The organism is Affinirhizobium lemnae (assembly GCF_022968395.1).
Taxonomy (GTDB): domain Bacteria; phylum Pseudomonadota; class Alphaproteobacteria; order Rhizobiales; family Rhizobiaceae; genus Neorhizobium; species Neorhizobium lemnae.
The window spans coordinates 28,307-43,717 of sequence record NZ_JALJQZ010000015.1 but is presented as its reverse complement, the minus strand read 5'-3'; the positions used below and the strand labels follow the sequence as shown (position 1 = coordinate 43,717).

The window sequence follows — 15,411 nt, the reverse complement described above, 5'->3', positions numbered from 1 at the left end:
ATGGTAAGTCGCGCCGATCGAGGGGCACTGGCAGATTGGTTCTGGACGATCGATCGCTTTTTTCTGGCGACCTTCATTCTGTTGATGGGCATCGGCTTCATGCTGTCCTTTGCAGCGTCACCGCCGGTGGCGGAGCGTATCGGGTTGCCGAGCTTCCACTTCGTGGAGCGTCATGCCATCTTCCTCGCTCCTTCCATTCTGGTGATGATCGGGCTTTCCTTCCTGACGCCGAGACAGGTACGCCGAGCCGCCATCATTCTCCTGATTATGTCGATCGCGATGATGGTTCTTGCGCTGTTCTTCGGAACGGAAATCAAGGGCTCGCGCCGCTGGTTCGCCATCGGTAGCCTTTCGATCCAGCCATCGGAATTTCTGAAGCCCGCATTTGTCGTGGTTTGTGCCTGGCTGTTTGCCGAGCACGCGCGCCAACCGGAAGTGCCCGGCAACTTTTTCGCGATCATTCTCTTCGGCATTGTCGGTGCGCTGCTTGTGGCGCAGCCCGACCTTGGCCAGACGATCCTTGTCAGCGCGGTCTGGGGCGGAATGTTCTTCATGGCCGGCATGCCGTGGCTTTGGATCATCCTCCTTGGTGGCTTGGGTGCCGGGGGCATCGTCGGCGCCTATTACATCTTCCCGCACGTCGCGGGTCGTATCGATCGCTTCATGACGGGCGAGGGTGATACATTCCAGGTTGATACCGCGCGCGAGGCGATCATTCGCGGAGACTGGTTCGGTCAGGGTCCGGGTGAAGGCATCGTCAAGCGCATCCTGCCGGACAGCCATACGGACTTCATTTTCTCCGTCGCGGCGGAAGAATTCGGTATCGTGTTCTGCATGGCCATGGTGGCGATTTTTGCCTTTATCGTCATTCGCGGCTTGAGCCATGCCTATCGCGAAAAGAACGATTTCAACCGTTTTGCAGTCGCGGGCCTCGTTCTCCAGATCGGTATCCAGTCCATGATCAACATCGGCGTTAATCTGGAGCTTATGCCTGCAAAGGGCATGACGCTGCCGCTGATTTCCTATGGTGGCTCCTCCATGATCGCGATCTGCATCACGGCTGGTTTCATTTTGGCGCTAACCCGTCATCGTCCTGAAAAGCGGGCGCAGGAGCGAAGCCTCTTCAGGGTTTCCCACGGCGTGCCTGCGGAGTGAGATGAATGAGCAAAGGTGTTATTCTCCTCGCCGCCGGTGGTACCGGCGGCCATTTGTTTCCGGCAGAGGCGCTGGGGCACGAGTTAAAGTCGCGCGGGTGGTCTGTTCATCTCGTGACGGACAAGCGCGCCGAGCGCTTTGCAGGTTCCTTTCCTGCCGACGAGATCCACGTTGTTCCATCCGCGACCTTGGGTTCGAAGAACCCGGTCTCAATCGCAAAATCCATGTTGACCTTGTGGAAGGGTCTGCGCGCCGCGCGCAAGCTGATGGCGCGCATCCGTCCGTCCGCGGTGGTCGGGTTTGGTGGCTATCCAACGATCCCGCCGCTTCTGGCGTCGACCGGCATGGGCATTCCCTCGCTGATCCATGAGCAGAATGCTGTCATGGGCCGCGCCAACAAGGCTCTGGCCAATCGAGTTCAGGCCATCGCCGGTGGCTTCTTGCCTGATAACGGAGGAAAACACGCCGCCAAGACGGTTATAACCGGCAATCCTGTGCGCCCCGCCGTGCTTACGGCGGCGAACAGACCCTACCAACCGTCCGTCGGCAATGATCCGTTCAACCTTGTTGTGTTCGGCGGCAGCCAGGGCGCGCAATTTTTCTCCGGCGCCATTCCAACCGCTCTGGCATTGCTCAGCGAAAGTGAGCGCGCTCGAGTGCGGTTGACGCAACAGGCGCGTCCTGATGATCGGTCGCAGGTCGATAGTTGCCTCGCCAAGCTGCAGATGAACGCCGACGTCTCACCATTCTTTGGTGACATGGCGGAGCGTATTGCCTCAGCCCATCTCGTGATCAGCCGATCCGGCGCGTCGACTGTGTCCGAGCTTGCCGTTGTCGGCAGGCCCGCTCTGCTCGTGCCTTATCCCTATGCGCTAGACCACGATCAGGCAGCCAATGCTGCCGCGCTGGTGAAGGTTGGCGGCGCCAAGGTCGTGCCACAGGCGGAGCTTTCTCCGGAAAAACTGTCCAAGATCATTTCCGGCGCAATGAACGAGCCGGAACGCATGGCGCAGATGGCGTCCTCGGCCAGAAAGGTGGGGCACCCGAACGCTGCGGCCTTGCTTGCCGATCTGGTGATCGCTATTGCCGCAAAACAGCAAGTTTCTTCATTCAAAGGAGTCCCAGCATGAAGATGCCGAAGGCGATCGGCCTCGTCCACTTCATTGGCATTGGCGGTATCGGCATGAGCGGCATTGCCGAGGTGCTGCATAACCTTGGCCATCGCGTTCAGGGTTCCGATCAGGCCGATAGCGCCAATGTCCAACGCCTGCGCGAAAAAGGCATTCCGGTATTCGTCGGCCATCAGGCGGAGAACCTCGGCGACGCGGAAGTCGTTGTCGTTTCAACCGCGATCAAGAAGAACAATCCGGAACTGATCGCTGCGCGCGAGAAGTCGCTGCCGATCGTTCGCCGGGCCGAAATGCTGGCCGAGTTGATGCGTTTCCGCAATGCAATCGCCATCGGCGGCACGCATGGCAAGACGACGACCACTTCTATGGTTGCGACGCTTCTGGAAGCGGGCGGGCTGGATCCGACCGTCATCAACGGCGGCATCATCAACGCCTACGGCACCAATGCCCGCATGGGCGAAGGCGAGTGGATGGTGGTTGAGGCCGACGAGTCGGACGGAACCTTCCTCAAACTACCAGCCGATGTGGCGGTGGTCACGAACATCGACCCGGAGCATCTGGACCATTACGGCAATTTTGACGCTGTGCGGGCGGCATTCCGTCAGTTCGTGGAGAATGTTCCCTTCTACGGTTTTGGCGTGCTCTGCATCGACCATCCGGAAGTGCAGCAGCTGGTCGGCAAGATCGAAGATCGAAAAATCGTGACCTACGGTGAAAACCCGCAGGCCGATGCTCGTTTCTCCAATATTCGCATGGATGGGACACGGGCAATCTTCGACGTAGAGATTCGCCGCCGCCGCACCGGTCGCGTGTTCCAGTTCAAGGATCTCAGCCTGCCTATGCCTGGACGCCACAATATTTCGAATGCCACGGCGGCGATTGCTGTCGCCAACAGGCTTGGCATTTCGGAAGAAGACATTCGCAAGGGTCTCGCCTCCTTCGGGGGCGTCAAGCGTCGCTTCACACTGACGGGCACGTGGAATGGCGTTTCCGTGTTCGATGACTACGGCCACCATCCGGTGGAGATCAAGGCTGTGCTAAGGGCAGCGCGCGAGAGTTGCCAGGGCCGAACCATCGCTGTTCATCAGCCGCACCGCTACACGAGGCTTCACAGCCTGTTCGAAGATTTCGTCACCTGCTTCAACGATGCGGATAGCATCATCCTGGCTCCGGTCTATGCGGCTGGTGAAGATGAAATCGATGGCATCAACTCGGAAGCCCTGGTTTCCCGTATCAAGGCGGGCGGTCACCGTGATGCGCGCTACATTTCTGCGCCCAGCGCATTGCCGGGCATCATTTCCGGCATTGCAAAACCAGGTGATTTCGTGGTTCTTCTGGGGGCTGGGAACATTACGCAATGGGCAGCCTCGCTGCCCAGAGAACTGGAAAGCATTTCGGGACAATCTTGATGAAGCAGGTGAATGGGGAAAAGCTGCTGGCCTCGCTGGGGTCCGGGGTCAATGAATTGAGAGGCAGGCTCACGCCCGATGCACCGATGGACAGGGTTACCTGGTTTCAGGCCGGTGGTTTGGCCGAACTCATGTTCCAGCCGCATGACGAGGAAGATCTCATCACCTTCCTTAAGCTTCTGCCGGAAGACGTGCCGTTGACGGTGATGGGCGTAGGCTCCAACCTTCTCGTGCGCGACGGGGGGATTCCTGGTGTTGTCTTACGCCTTTCCGCAAAAGGTTTCGGTCAGCTGGAGCTTGTAGGTGAGAATCGTATTCTTGCTGGTGCCATCTGCCCCGACAAATACATCGCTGCCATGGCCATGGATAATGGTATCGGCGGTTTTGCATTCTACTACGGGATTCCCGGTTCCATCGGTGGTGCGCTGCGCATGAATGCCGGTGCCAATGGTGGGGAAACCTCTGCACGTGTTGTTGAAGTTCATGCGGTTGATCGCAAAGGCAATAAGCATGTCCTGACCAATGCCGACATGGGTTACAGCTATCGTCATTCCTCCGCAGGGGCCGACCTTGTTTTCACCCACGCGCTTTATGAAGGCTATGCCGACGATCGCGCCAAGATTCGTTCCGAAATGGATGCCGTTCGCCATCACCGCGAGACGGTTCAGCCGGTCAAGGAAAAGACTGGCGGTTCGACGTTCAAGAATCCGCCCGGACATTCGGCCTGGGAGTTGATCGATGAAGCGGGTTGCCGCGGGCTGATGAACGGTGGCGCGCAGATGTCATCGCTTCACTGCAATTTCATGATCAATATCGGCCATGCTTCCGGCTACGATCTGGAATATCTCGGCGAACTGGTACGCCAGCGCGTTTACGAGACCTCGGGTGTCAAGCTCGAATGGGAAATAAAGCGCCTTGGCATCTTCATGCCGGGTCGCGAGGTTCGACCATTCCAGGGCGTGACCACGGAATAAGCCTGATATCGTAAAAAAAGCCCGCGAAATCAGCGATTTCGCGGGCTTTTTTATGTTTTCGATTCTACTTCAGATCAGACTTCGTTCTTGCCAGAGAGAAGAATGCAGATCAGCGTGATGACCGCCGCTACACCCAAATACAGCCCGACATAGAACATGCCGTAGTTCGTCTGCAGCCATGTGGCGATGTAAGGTGCAAGCGAGGCGCCGAAGATGCCGGCGAAGTTGAAGGTGATGGAAGAGCCCGTGTAACGCACAGCCGTTGGGAACGGGGCTGCAAGGGCAGTACCGATGAGGCCGTAGGTCAAGCCCATCAGCGCCATGGATGAAGCAGAGAAGATGAAGATTGCTGTCTCTCCGCTTGTCATCAGCGTCGGCAGAAGGAACGAGAACAGGCCGATGAGGATCGTCACCAGGATCAACAGTTCCCGGCGACCAACGCGATCTGCCAGCTTGCCAGCGATGGGAATGAAGAGGCCGAAGACAACCGATCCCAGAAGCTGCACTTCCAGCGCATCGATGAAGGAGATCTTCAGAACCTTGACGTTGTAGGACAGAAGGTAGGCTGACCCGATGTAGAAGAGCACGAAGGTTGCCAGCGCCACGAAGGTGCTGAGCACGAGGCTGCACTTGTGGTTTCGGAACAGTTCCGCCACCGGGATTTCCACTCGCTCGTTGCTATCGATCGCCTTCTGGAACGCTGGCGTTTCAGTGATCGACAGGCGAACCCAGAGACCAATCGCGATCAGAATGATCGAAGAGAGGAACGGCACGCGCCAGCCCCAGCTCAACAGCGCTTCCTGCGAAATCACATGCAGCAAAAGCCAAAAGATACCGGACGACAGAAAGAGGCCGACCGGCGCATCGAGCTGCGGGAACATGCCATACCATGAGCGTTTGCCGGGCGGGGCATTTTCCGTGGCGAGCAGGACCGCGCCGCCCCATTCGCCGCCAAGACCAAAGCCTTGTCCGAACCGGCAAAGAGCCAGCAGAAGAGGGGCGATGACACCGATCTGCTCATAGGAGGGTAGCAGTCCGATGATGACCGTCGAGATGCCCATCGTCAGAAGTGCTGCCACCAGTGTCGTCTTGCGACCGACGCGATCGCCAAAGTGACCAAAGACGACGGCTCCAAACGGGCGGGCGAAGAAGGCAATCGAGAATGTGGCGAAGGACGCCAGAAGCGCTGTCATGGGATCGCTGTTTGGGAAGAACAGCGTTGGGAACACCAGGACCGCAGCCGTGGCGTATACATAGAAGTCGAAGAATTCGATCGTCGTTCCGACCAGACTGGCCGTCAGAACACGTGCAGGGGAATTCAGTGCAGCGGGTTTCAACGGCTCGGCGGCCGGCGACGCAGTGTGCATCGCATGGGTCATTTTCTTGTCCGATTTCTTAATAAGGCAGCCTTAATAAAAGGCGCGGGCCTCGTTTAGGGTAATTTTCCTTCGAGGAAAAAGCCTGAAGCAATATTTTCTGACTCTTTATCAATGTCCGCGTAGGCGTTGATCCGCAACGCTTTTCAATGGCGGGTTAACGAAAGTAAACGATTCATTAACCATGTTGCGGCACTAATGAAGATGTGCGGGAATCAGGTTCTCGCGTCAGTTTGGCGCAAGGAATGGGGTCTAATGGGCCCGGTCTTCAAGGAGTATTCGATGAGTGGCAAGCATGTGGCTGTTCTTATGGGTGGATTGTCCGCCGAGCGCCCGGTTAGCTTGTCCTCGGGAAATGCCTGCGCGACAGCTCTCGAGGGGGAGGGCTTTCGTGTGACGCGCGTAGACGTTGGGCGCGATGTTGCCGCCGTTCTGGCTGAACTACGCCCGGATGTCGCTTTCAACGCGTTGCACGGTCCCTATGGCGAAGATGGCTCCATTCAGGGTGTGCTTGAATACCTGCGGATCCCTTATACGCATTCCGGCGTACTGGCCTCGGCGCTTGCCATGGATAAGGCGCGCGCGAAGACCGTTGCTGCTGCGGCCGGCATTCCCGTTGCCGCCGGACTTGATCTGAACCGTTTCGACATCGGTAACAAGCACCCAATGGAACCACCTTATGTGGTGAAGCCGGTTTGCGAGGGTTCGTCTTTTGGCGTCGTGATCGTCAAGGAAGGTCAGTCGCATCCACCACAGGTTATCGGATCATCAGACTGGCGTTATGGCGACCGTGTGATGGTTGAGCGCTACATCGCGGGTCGCGAACTGACCTGTGGCGTCATGGATGGCGTGGCGTTGGGGGTAACGGAAATCGTCCCGGTCTCCGGTGCTTTCTACGATTACGACTCGAAGTATGCGGATGGCGGATCAAAGCATGTCATTCCCGCGCAAATTTCATTAAATATTTACCAAAAGGTTCAAACACTGGCGGTCAAGGCGCATCAGGCGATGGGATGCCGCGGCGTGAGTCGCTCCGATTTCCGTTTCGACGATACCAAGACTGAAGATGGCGAGCTCATCTGGCTGGAAATCAACACCCAGCCTGGCATGACGCCCACCTCCCTGGTGCCTGAAATGGCCGCTCACGGCGGTCGCAGCTTTGGTGAACTCGTCCGTTGGATGGTGGAGGATGCTTCGTGTTCTCGCTAAACGGTAAATCCAATACCGGTGAAGAACTGCGCTACGGTGCTGGCAAGCCCAGCGATGAGCGTCTTGTGTTGCCGCGTCCGCTTCGGCGTGTGGTGCGATTCTGCGTGAGCCTTGCAACGGGCCGCGTTCATATTCCTCGCCATACCGGTACAGTGTCCGTTTTCGCCTTCTTCGGCATGGTCGGTCTCTACGGTATGTCGCTCGGCGGTCACACCGACGATTTTGCGCAAAGCACGACGGCCGCAGTGGGCTTTGCCATCGAAAATGTCCGCGTCTCCGGCAACAGTGAAACCTCGGAAATCGATATCCTGCAACTGCTCGGGCTGGATGGGACGACCTCGCTCGTTGCGCTGGATGTGGAAGGTGCGCGCCAGAAGCTGAGCAAGCTGCCCTGGGTTCAATATGCCGAAGTGCGCAAAGTCTATCCGAAGACCATTGAGGTGACGCTCAAGGAGCGTGAGGCATTCGGCATCTGGCAGAATGGTTCCGAGCTTTCGCTTATCGAGAAGAATGGCAGCGTCATCGCACCTCTGCGCGACAGCAAATTTGCATCTCTTCCTCTATTTGTCGGACGCGGCGCTGAAAAGGCCGCAGCCTCGTTCCAGGCCGAAATGGCGGGCTGGCCGGATTTGCGCTCCCGTGTGCGCGCATATGTGCGCGTTGCCGGTCGTCGCTGGGATCTGCACCTCAATAACGGCGTCATTATCAAGCTGCCGGAAGAGGGCGTCGAAGAAGCGCTCGCCTTCCTGGCCACATACGAGGCTGCTGAAGATGTGCTTGAGCGGGATATCGCCGCTATCGACCTTCGCCTGTCGGATCGCACGACAATCCGCCTGACCGAAGGCGCACAGGAACGGCGTGAACAGGCTCTGGCCGCACGCGCGAAAGCATTGAAGAAAGCTGGAGGTCAGACGTGAGCTTGTTCGGTTCTTCCGGTTTGGGTCTGCCCCGCTTGAAGCCCTTGTCCTCGAAGCGGTCGCATGTCGTTTCCATCCTAGATATCGGCTCCAGCAAGATCGTATGCATGATTGGCCGTCTGACCCCCCGGAAGGAGAGCCAGATTCTGCCGAACCGCACGCACAATGTTGAAATCATCGGGATCGGTCACCAGCGTTCGCGCGGCGTGAAGTCCGGCGTCATTGCCGATATCGATGCCGTCGAAAGCGTCGTGCGTCTGGCTGTCGATGCTGCCGAGCGTATGGCCGGTTTGACGGTAGATAGTCTTATCGTCAACGTCTCTGCCGGTCGCCTGACCAGCGATGTCTACACGGCCAGCATCGATCTGGGCGGGCAGGAAGTCGAGGCTTCCGACCTTCGCAAGGTACTTGTCGCTGCCAGCCAACAGTCTCGCCGACAGGATCGTGCCGTTCTTCATTCGCTGCCGACAGGCTTTTCCCTTGATGGAGAGCAGGGGATTCGCGACCCGCTTTCCATGTACGGGGATCTTCTTGGCGTCGACATGCATGTGGTGACAGCTGAGCGGGCCGCACTCAAGAACATCGAGTTGTGCGTCAATCGTGCCCACCTGTCGGTGGAAGGTATTGTTGCGACGCCTTATGCCAGCGGCCTTGCGGCTCTGGTGGATGATGAGGTCGAGCTTGGTTGCGCCGCCATCGACATGGGTGGTGGAGCGACGACCATCTCCGTCTTCGCCGAGGGCAAGCTGGTTCACACTGATGCCATCAGCATTGGCGGTCATCATGTGACCACCGATCTGGCGCGGGGGCTTTCGACCCGAATCGAAGATGCTGAACGCCTGAAAGTGGTTCATGGCTCCGCCATTGCCACCGCAGCAGATGAGCGCGACCTGATCTCCGTTCCGCCGATTGGCGAAGACGATCGCGATCAGCCTACACAGGTTCCGCGCGCTCTGGTGACCCGAATCGTCCGGGCTCGCCTTGAAGAGACGCTGGAACTGATTCGCGATCGCATTCAGAAATCGGGTTTCAGCCCGATCGTCGGAAAGCGTGTGGTTCTGACAGGCGGTGCCAGCCAGCTGACCGGCCTGCCGGATACGGCCCGCCGTATTCTTGCCCGTAATGTCCGCATTGGTCGCCCCATGGGGGTCTCCGGTTTGCCGACTGCTGCCAAGGGTCCGGCCTTTTCGACTGCGGTCGGTCTTTTGATCTATCCGCAGGTCGCAGACATGGAAACGCATTCCGAGCAGGGTGGACTGTTGTCTACGCTCGGCGGCGGTGGTGGCCGTTTTGCCCGCATGGGGCAGTGGCTCAAGGAGAGTTTTTGACGCTCTAGTTTCAGGCAAGGGTGTCAGCGTAATGAAAGAGATCGGCGCGCTTGGCGAGGCGGCCAGAGAAAAAAGGAACGGTTCATATGACCATCAAGCTGCAAAAGCCGGACATTACCGAGCTGAAGCCTCGGATCACCGTCTTCGGCGTTGGCGGAGGCGGCGGTAACGCCGTCAACAACATGATCACCGCAGGCCTGGAAGGCGTCGATTTCGTCGTTGCCAACACGGATGCGCAGGCCCTCATGATGTCGAAGGCCGAGCGAATCATCCAGATGGGCGTTCAGGTCACCGAAGGTCTTGGCGCGGGTTCGCAGCCGGAAGTCGGTCGCGCTGCCGCTGAGGAATGCCTCGATGAAATCATGGATCACCTGTCCAGCACGCATATGTGCTTCGTTACGGCCGGCATGGGCGGCGGTACGGGTACGGGCGCTGCGCCGGTGGTTGCCCAGGCTGCCCGCAGCAAGGGTATCCTGACCGTTGGTGTCGTTACCAAGCCTTTCCACTTTGAAGGTGGCCGCCGCATGCGGTTGGCGGAGCAGGGTATTCAGGAGCTTCAGAAGTCCGTCGATACGCTGATCATCATCCCGAACCAGAACCTCTTCCGTATCGCCAATGACAAGACCACGTTTGCCGATGCATTCGCCATGGCGGACCAGGTTCTCTACTCGGGCGTTGCCTGCATCACCGACCTGATGGTCAAGGAAGGTCTCATCAACCTCGACTTCGCGGACGTTCGCTCCGTGATGCGCGAAATGGGCCGCGCAATGATGGGCACCGGCGAGGCTTCCGGCGAAGGCCGTGCAATGCAGGCTGCTGAAGCGGCCATTGCCAACCCGCTGCTGGATGAAACCTCCATGAAGGGCGCGCAGGGCCTGCTGATCTCCATCACCGGTGGTCGCGACCTGACGCTGTTCGAAGTCGATGAAGCGGCAAGCCGCATTCGCGAAGAAGTCGATCCGGATGCGAACATCATCCTCGGTGCGACCTTCGACGAAGCTCTGGAAGGCGTCATCCGCGTTTCCGTCGTGGCAACCGGCATTGATCGTGCGCACAACGCAAACGATCTCCGCGGAGCCGACATGCGCGCTGCGCAGAAGCCGATTATCCGTCCTTCCGCGGCCGTTGCTTCGGCTCCGGCCGCAGTTCAGCCTGCGATGATGCAGGCCCCCCGTCCTGCTCCGGTTGATCCGGTTGCGGAAACGATCCGTCAGGCAGAAGCCCAGATGGAACGCGAACTTTCGATTCCGGCACCAGTGGCTGCAGCACCTGTCCAGCAGGCGCCAGCACCGCAGCCTGCACCGGTCGCTGCTGCGCCAGCCGCTGACGAGTTCCGTCCGCAGAGCCGCCTGTTCCAGGCTGCTGCTCCGGTCGAGCCCGTTGCCCAGCGTCCGGCTCCGCTTCCGATGCAGCCATCTGCGCCAGCACCTTCCTATGGTGCAGCTCCGGCTCCGTCCTTCACGGCAGCACCGCAGGCTCCGAGCTTCTCGGCGCAGCCTGCTCCGCAGCCGATGGCCGCCTCACCTGCACCGCGTATGGCGCCTCCACCGATCGAGCCTATCGCTCCCATCGTTCGCCAGACCGTTGATCAGGTTCGCATGCCAAAGGTGGAAGATTTCCCACCAGTGGTGAAGGCTGAAATGGAACAGCGCACGCAGCCTGTGGCAGCCCCACAGGAAGAGCGTGGACCGATGGGCCTTCTCAAGCGCATCACGAATTCGCTTGGTCGCCGTGATGAAGAAGAGCAGGTTGCTTCCGACATGACGGCAGCACCATCCGCCGCGTCGCAGCAGCGTCGTGCGCTTTCGCCAGAAGCAAGCCTGTACGCACCGCGTCGCGGCAACCTGGATGATCACGGTCGTGCCGTTCCGTCATCACATCATCAGGATGACGACCAGCTGGAAATTCCTGCCTTCCTGCGCCGTCAATCCACCTGAAACAAAGAGAATCGCAAAGCAATGGGAACCCGGATCGCAAGTCCGGGTTTTTCTTTGCGGTCTAGAGGGTTGCGAGAATCGGTTGAGACGTTTTCGAGCGGGGGTTTTCGTTACAATCCGAAATGAACAGTGATTTGGATTGTGGAAGAGACCGCCGTATCTACAGGATCATAAATGGGTTCTGAGTCAGGTGGATTTGAGTCTAACCCCCAAGAACATAACTCCCGCATTGACGGGAGACATGAAGGCAAAACGAATGACTGTTGGATTTTTGGGTTTTCAAACAACGATCGCATCGCCGGTAACACTTTCGGGAATCGGTGTTCATTCCGGAAGCCCGGTCTCGATAACGTTCCAACCCGCAGATCCGGGGACTGGCATCATTTTCAGCCGCAGTTTTGCCGATGGTTCAAGTGTTGAATACAAGGCGGTGTCTTCCAACGTCGGGAATACGGATCTGTGCACGGTGCTCGGCACCTCGCTGCCACGGTCTGTTGCGACGATTGAACACGTCATGGCGGCCTTATATGCGCTTGGGCTCGACAACGTCATCGTTGAAGTCGAGGGCGCTGAAATGCCGATCATGGATGGCTCTTCCTTCCCTTTCATCGAAGCGATCGAAAGCGCCGGAATGGTCAATCTCGGCGAAAAGCGCCGTTATATTCGTGTTCTGAAGCCGGTACGCATCGAATCAGGGGCCTCGTGGTCCGAGTTTCGTCCCTATGATGGCACACGCTTCGAGGTGGAAATCGATTTCGAATCGCCGCTGATCGGTCGCCAGTCCTGGAAGGGTGATCTGACGGCGAATGTGTTCCGTGATGAACTCTCCCGCGCTCGCACCTTCGGCTTCATGCGCGATGTCGAGCGCCTTTGGGCTGCGGGGTTCGCGCTGGGTTCTTCGCTGGAGAATTCGGTGGTCATTTCAGACGACAATACCGTGGTGAACGTGGAAGGTCTGCGATTCGCTGACGAGTTCGTTCGTCACAAGACTTTGGATGCCGTGGGTGATCTGGCGCTTGCCGGTGCGCAGTTCATCGGCTGCTATCGTTCCTATCGTGGTGGACACAAGATGAATGCCAATGCCCTGAAGGCGCTGATGAGCGATCCGACCGCCTATGAGTTGGTTGAAGCCCCAAGCCGCAGCCAGCGGGTTCGCGCCAGAGAGTTCGTGCCGGTCAAGGTGCAGGAGCTCGCTCCGTCCGTTGGTTGAGTTGACATTGCAAAATCTGATTGGCCGCCCGTCCGAGGCGGCTTTTCTTTTTGGAACTTGGGCAAGCGTGCCACAAAATTGCGTCAAAGCCACATCATTGCGTTGCTCTCTTGCTTCTTATATGGCTAGAACGCCAATTCGGGCGGTCGATGTAATATCGCGTGGCAATCGGGAACTGTCGAATGACTGAGTCTATGTCTGTTGGAATGAGAAACACTGCACGAGTAGCGCTGGTGTCTCTGTTGTTGGTCGGCACGTCTGCGCTGGTCACGTCATGCCAGTCAGATCCTGACATCGATATTACCAAGCTCGGGCTTGCGACGGATCCTCCGGAGCAGCTTTACAATCAGGGCCTCGCCAATATGAAGGCGGGCAATATTGCGGAAGCCAGCCGCAAGTTCGACTCGATCGATCGGCAGAACCCTTTCACGGAATGGGGCCGCAAGGCGCTCGTGATGAGCACCTTTTCCAAGTATCGCCTTGCGCAGTATGATGAAGCCGTGGCCACGGGTAACCGCTATCTGAGGCAGTACCCCAGCTCGCAGGATAGCGCTTATGTGCAGTATCTCGTGGGTCTGTCCTATTCGAAGCAGATCGCAGATGTGACGCAGGACCAGAAGGCCGCGCGTAGCACGATCGAAGCCATGCAGAAGGTTGTCGATAACTATCCGAAGTCGGAATATGTTGAAGATGCGCAGGCCAAGATGCGGTTCGCGCGCGACCAGCTGGCCGGCAAGGAAATGCAGGTCGGTCGCTACTATCTGGAGCGCAAGGAGTATCTTGCGGCAATCCAGCGTTTCCGCAACGTGGTCGAGAACTATGGCCGTACCAACCAGGTTGAAGAGGCGCTGGCCCGCCTCGTTGAGGCCTATTACGCAATGGGCGTCCAGGAAGAGGCGCAGACGGCTGCCGCCGTTCTCGGCCAGAACTATCCTGACAGCCAGTGGTACGCGGATTCCTTCAAGTTGTTGAAGGGCGGTGGTCTGGAGCCTCGCGAAAACCGCGGTTCATGGATTTCTCGCGCTGGCGCAAAGCTGATTGGCGTCTGATTGCCCAGCGTCCCTGCTCATCCAGTGAAATAGGAACGTCATGCTCATCCAGTTGTCGATCCGCGATATCGTCTTGATCGAGCGGCTTGACCTGTCCTTCGAAAAAGGGCTTTCGGTCCTGACGGGCGAAACGGGTGCGGGCAAATCCATTCTACTCGACAGCCTTTCCCTGGCGCTTGGCGGCAGGGGCGATGGCGGCCTTGTGCGGCACGGGCTGGACAAGGGGCAGGTGACGGCTGTTTTCGATGTTCCCGGCCATCATCCCGTGCGGCTTCTTCTGCGTGAAAATGGGCTCGACGATGACGGTGATCTGATTTTCCGCCGCGTCCAATCAGCGGACGGTCGCACCAAGGCATCCATCAATGACCAGCCGGTTAGTGTCCAACTGATGCGCCAGCTTGGCCAGTACCTCGTCGAAATTCACGGGCAGCATGACGACCGCGCCCTTGTCGACATCAATGCCCACCGCACCCTGCTCGACGCGTTCACCGGCCTGACGGAAGAGGTAGCGCAGCTTGGTGGGCTATACAAATCCTGGCGCGATGCGGAACGGGCGCTGAAAACGCACCGTGCCCGTGTGGAGGCCGCAGCGCGTGAGGCCGACTATCTCAGAGCCTCGGTCGAGGAGCTTGAGGGCTTAAGCCCCCGCGATGGCGAAGAGGATGAGCTTGCGGAGCATCGCGCCCGGATGCAGAAGTCCGAGCGTATTGCAGGCGATATTGCAGAGGCCTGCGAGTTTCTGAACGGTAATGCTTCGCCGGTTCCGTTGATTGCTTCGCTGGTGCGCCGTCTGGAACGCAAGAGCCATGAGGCGCCCGGCCTGCTGGAAGATACGGTTCAACTTCTCGATGCCGCGCTCGATAATCTGTCGAATGCGCAGATGGAAGCCGAGGCTGCGCTTCGGCGTACGGAATTTGATCCGCGCGAGCTGGAGCGTGTCGAGGAACGTCTGTTTTCGCTCCGCGCTGCAAGCCGGAAATATTCCGTTGCGGTGGCGGAACTGCCCGCACTGGCCGCCAAGATGGTCGCTGATCTCGCCGAGCTGGACGCGGGCGAGGAGAGGCTTGGCGCGCTGGAGAAGGCTGCAGCGAGCGCCAAGGCTGACTATGACCGCGCGGCCACTTCCCTTTCATCCAAGCGCGTCAACGGTGCCAATGCTTTGGCGGATGCGGTGATGGCAGAGCTTCCGGCATTGAAGCTGGAGCGGGCGCGCTTCATGGTGAATGTTACGCCGGATGCGGACAATGCCAGCGCTGAAGGCATTGATACCGTCGAGTTCCATGTGCAGACCAACCCCGGCACGCGGCCAGGGCCGATCATGAAGGTGGCGTCCGGCGGCGAGCTTTCCCGCTTCCTGCTGGCGCTCAAGGTGGCCTTGGCGGACCGTGGTTCCGCTCCGACGCTCGTGTTCGATGAAATCGATACCGGCGTGGGCGGTGCTGTGGCCGATGCGATCGGCCAGCGGTTGAAGCGGCTTTCAGACAAGGTGCAGGTGCTGTCCGTCACGCATGCGCCGCAGGTTGCCGCAAGAGCAGCAACGCATCTTCTGATCTCCAAGGGTCCAGTCGAAGGATCAGACAAGATCGCAACACGCGTGGCCACCATGACGCCGGAACACCGTGCCGAAGAAATTGCGCGCATGCTCTCCGGCGCAACAGTGACCGATGAGGCAAGGGCCGCCGCTGCCCGTTTGTTGGCCAGCGGCTGATTGCTCAGC

12 protein-coding genes are annotated in these 15,411 nt (G+C 58.7%); 11 read left to right on the top strand and 1 reads right to left on the bottom strand.

The genetic code is table 11. The features are described 5' to 3' along the window. The 4 genes from ftsW to murB are packed head-to-tail and all read left to right on the top strand — an operon-like array spanning position 1 to position 4,668. Entirely contained in the window at positions 1-1,155 is a 1,155-nt protein-coding gene (gene ftsW / locus MUU53_RS11575) for a putative lipid II flippase FtsW (protein WP_062554140.1), read from the top strand. Between the two features lie 5 nt (positions 1,156-1,160). Continuing rightward, complete coding sequence (gene murG, locus MUU53_RS11570) at positions 1,161-2,285, top strand: undecaprenyldiphospho-muramoylpentapeptide beta-N-acetylglucosaminyltransferase (RefSeq protein ID WP_247261047.1); 1,125 nt, start codon at positions 1,161-1,163, stop codon at positions 2,283-2,285. Continuing rightward, positions 2,282-3,694, top strand: a complete 1,413-nt coding sequence (gene murC, locus MUU53_RS11565) for a UDP-N-acetylmuramate--L-alanine ligase (protein WP_247261046.1) — start codon at positions 2,282-2,284, stop codon at positions 3,692-3,694. Before murG ends, murC begins: the two co-directional genes overlap by 4 nt. Beyond that, complete coding sequence (murB, locus tag MUU53_RS11560; protein ID WP_247261045.1) at positions 3,694-4,668, top strand: UDP-N-acetylmuramate dehydrogenase; 975 nt, start codon at positions 3,694-3,696, stop codon at positions 4,666-4,668. The genes murC and murB overlap by 1 nt, the downstream gene beginning before the upstream one ends. Before the next feature lie 74 nt (positions 4,669-4,742). Here the strand turns inward: murB and MUU53_RS11555 are convergent, their stop codons facing one another. Then, positions 4,743-6,047 carry an MFS transporter gene (locus MUU53_RS11555; RefSeq protein ID WP_247261044.1) on the bottom strand — a complete coding sequence of 435 codons (1,305 nt, stop codon included), beginning with the start codon at positions 6,045-6,047 and terminating at the stop codon, positions 4,743-4,745. A gap of 279 nt (positions 6,048-6,326) precedes the next feature. Between MUU53_RS11555 and MUU53_RS11550 the strand changes: the two genes are divergently transcribed. The 7 genes from MUU53_RS11550 (at position 6,327) to recN (ending at position 15,402) form a co-directional block, all read left to right on the top strand. Continuing rightward, positions 6,327-7,253, top strand: a complete 927-nt coding sequence (locus tag MUU53_RS11550; protein WP_247261043.1) for a D-alanine--D-alanine ligase — start codon at positions 6,327-6,329, stop codon at positions 7,251-7,253. Continuing rightward, positions 7,241-8,170, top strand: a complete 930-nt coding sequence (locus MUU53_RS11545) for a cell division protein FtsQ/DivIB (RefSeq protein WP_247261042.1) — start codon at positions 7,241-7,243, stop codon at positions 8,168-8,170. Before MUU53_RS11550 ends, MUU53_RS11545 begins: the two co-directional genes overlap by 13 nt. After that, a complete protein-coding gene (ftsA, locus tag MUU53_RS11540) occupies positions 8,167-9,498 on the top strand; it encodes a cell division protein FtsA (protein ID WP_247261041.1) in 1,332 nt (443 codons plus the stop codon). The genes MUU53_RS11545 and ftsA overlap by 4 nt, the downstream gene beginning before the upstream one ends. Positions 9,499-9,584: 86 nt before the next feature. Beyond that, positions 9,585-11,435 carry a cell division protein FtsZ gene (gene ftsZ / locus MUU53_RS11535; RefSeq protein WP_247261040.1) on the top strand — a complete coding sequence of 617 codons (1,851 nt, stop codon included), beginning with the start codon at positions 9,585-9,587 and terminating at the stop codon, positions 11,433-11,435. A gap of 256 nt (positions 11,436-11,691) precedes the next feature. Then, on the top strand, positions 11,692-12,645 hold the full coding sequence (lpxC, locus tag MUU53_RS11530) for a UDP-3-O-acyl-N-acetylglucosamine deacetylase (protein ID WP_247261039.1): 954 nt from the start codon (positions 11,692-11,694) through the stop codon (positions 12,643-12,645). Positions 12,646-12,851: 206 nt separating this feature from the next. Further along, entirely contained in the window at positions 12,852-13,694 is an 843-nt protein-coding gene (locus MUU53_RS11525; RefSeq protein WP_377307367.1) for an outer membrane protein assembly factor BamD, read from the top strand. Positions 13,695-13,734: 40 nt separating this feature from the next. Next, on the top strand, positions 13,735-15,402 hold the full coding sequence (recN, locus tag MUU53_RS11520; protein ID WP_062554150.1) for a DNA repair protein RecN: 1,668 nt from the start codon (positions 13,735-13,737) through the stop codon (positions 15,400-15,402). Positions 15,403-15,411: the final 9 nt, after the last annotated feature.

Bases quoted from the DNA above. Each gene is read 5' to 3' on its own strand.
- murB (WP_247261045.1), top strand. From the start codon at position 3,694: ATGAAGCAGGTGAATGGGGAAAAGCTGCTGGCCTCGCTGGGGTCCGGG.
- MUU53_RS11525 (WP_377307367.1), top strand. From the start codon at position 12,852: ATGAGAAACACTGCACGAGTAGCGCTGGTGTCTCTGTTGTTGGTCGGC.
- murC (WP_247261046.1), top strand. From the start codon at position 2,282: ATGAAGATGCCGAAGGCGATCGGCCTCGTCCACTTCATTGGCATTGGC.
- murG (WP_247261047.1), top strand. From the start codon at position 1,161: ATGAGCAAAGGTGTTATTCTCCTCGCCGCCGGTGGTACCGGCGGCCAT.
- ftsW (WP_062554140.1), top strand. From the start codon at position 1: ATGGTAAGTCGCGCCGATCGAGGGGCACTGGCAGATTGGTTCTGGACG.
- recN (WP_062554150.1), top strand. From the start codon at position 13,735: ATGCTCATCCAGTTGTCGATCCGCGATATCGTCTTGATCGAGCGGCTT.
- lpxC (WP_247261039.1), top strand. From the start codon at position 11,692: ATGACTGTTGGATTTTTGGGTTTTCAAACAACGATCGCATCGCCGGTA.
- MUU53_RS11550 (WP_247261043.1), top strand. From the start codon at position 6,327: ATGAGTGGCAAGCATGTGGCTGTTCTTATGGGTGGATTGTCCGCCGAG.
- MUU53_RS11555 (WP_247261044.1), bottom strand. From the start codon at position 6,047: ATGACCCATGCGATGCACACTGCGTCGCCGGCCGCCGAGCCGTTGAAA.
- ftsZ (WP_247261040.1), top strand. From the start codon at position 9,585: ATGACCATCAAGCTGCAAAAGCCGGACATTACCGAGCTGAAGCCTCGG.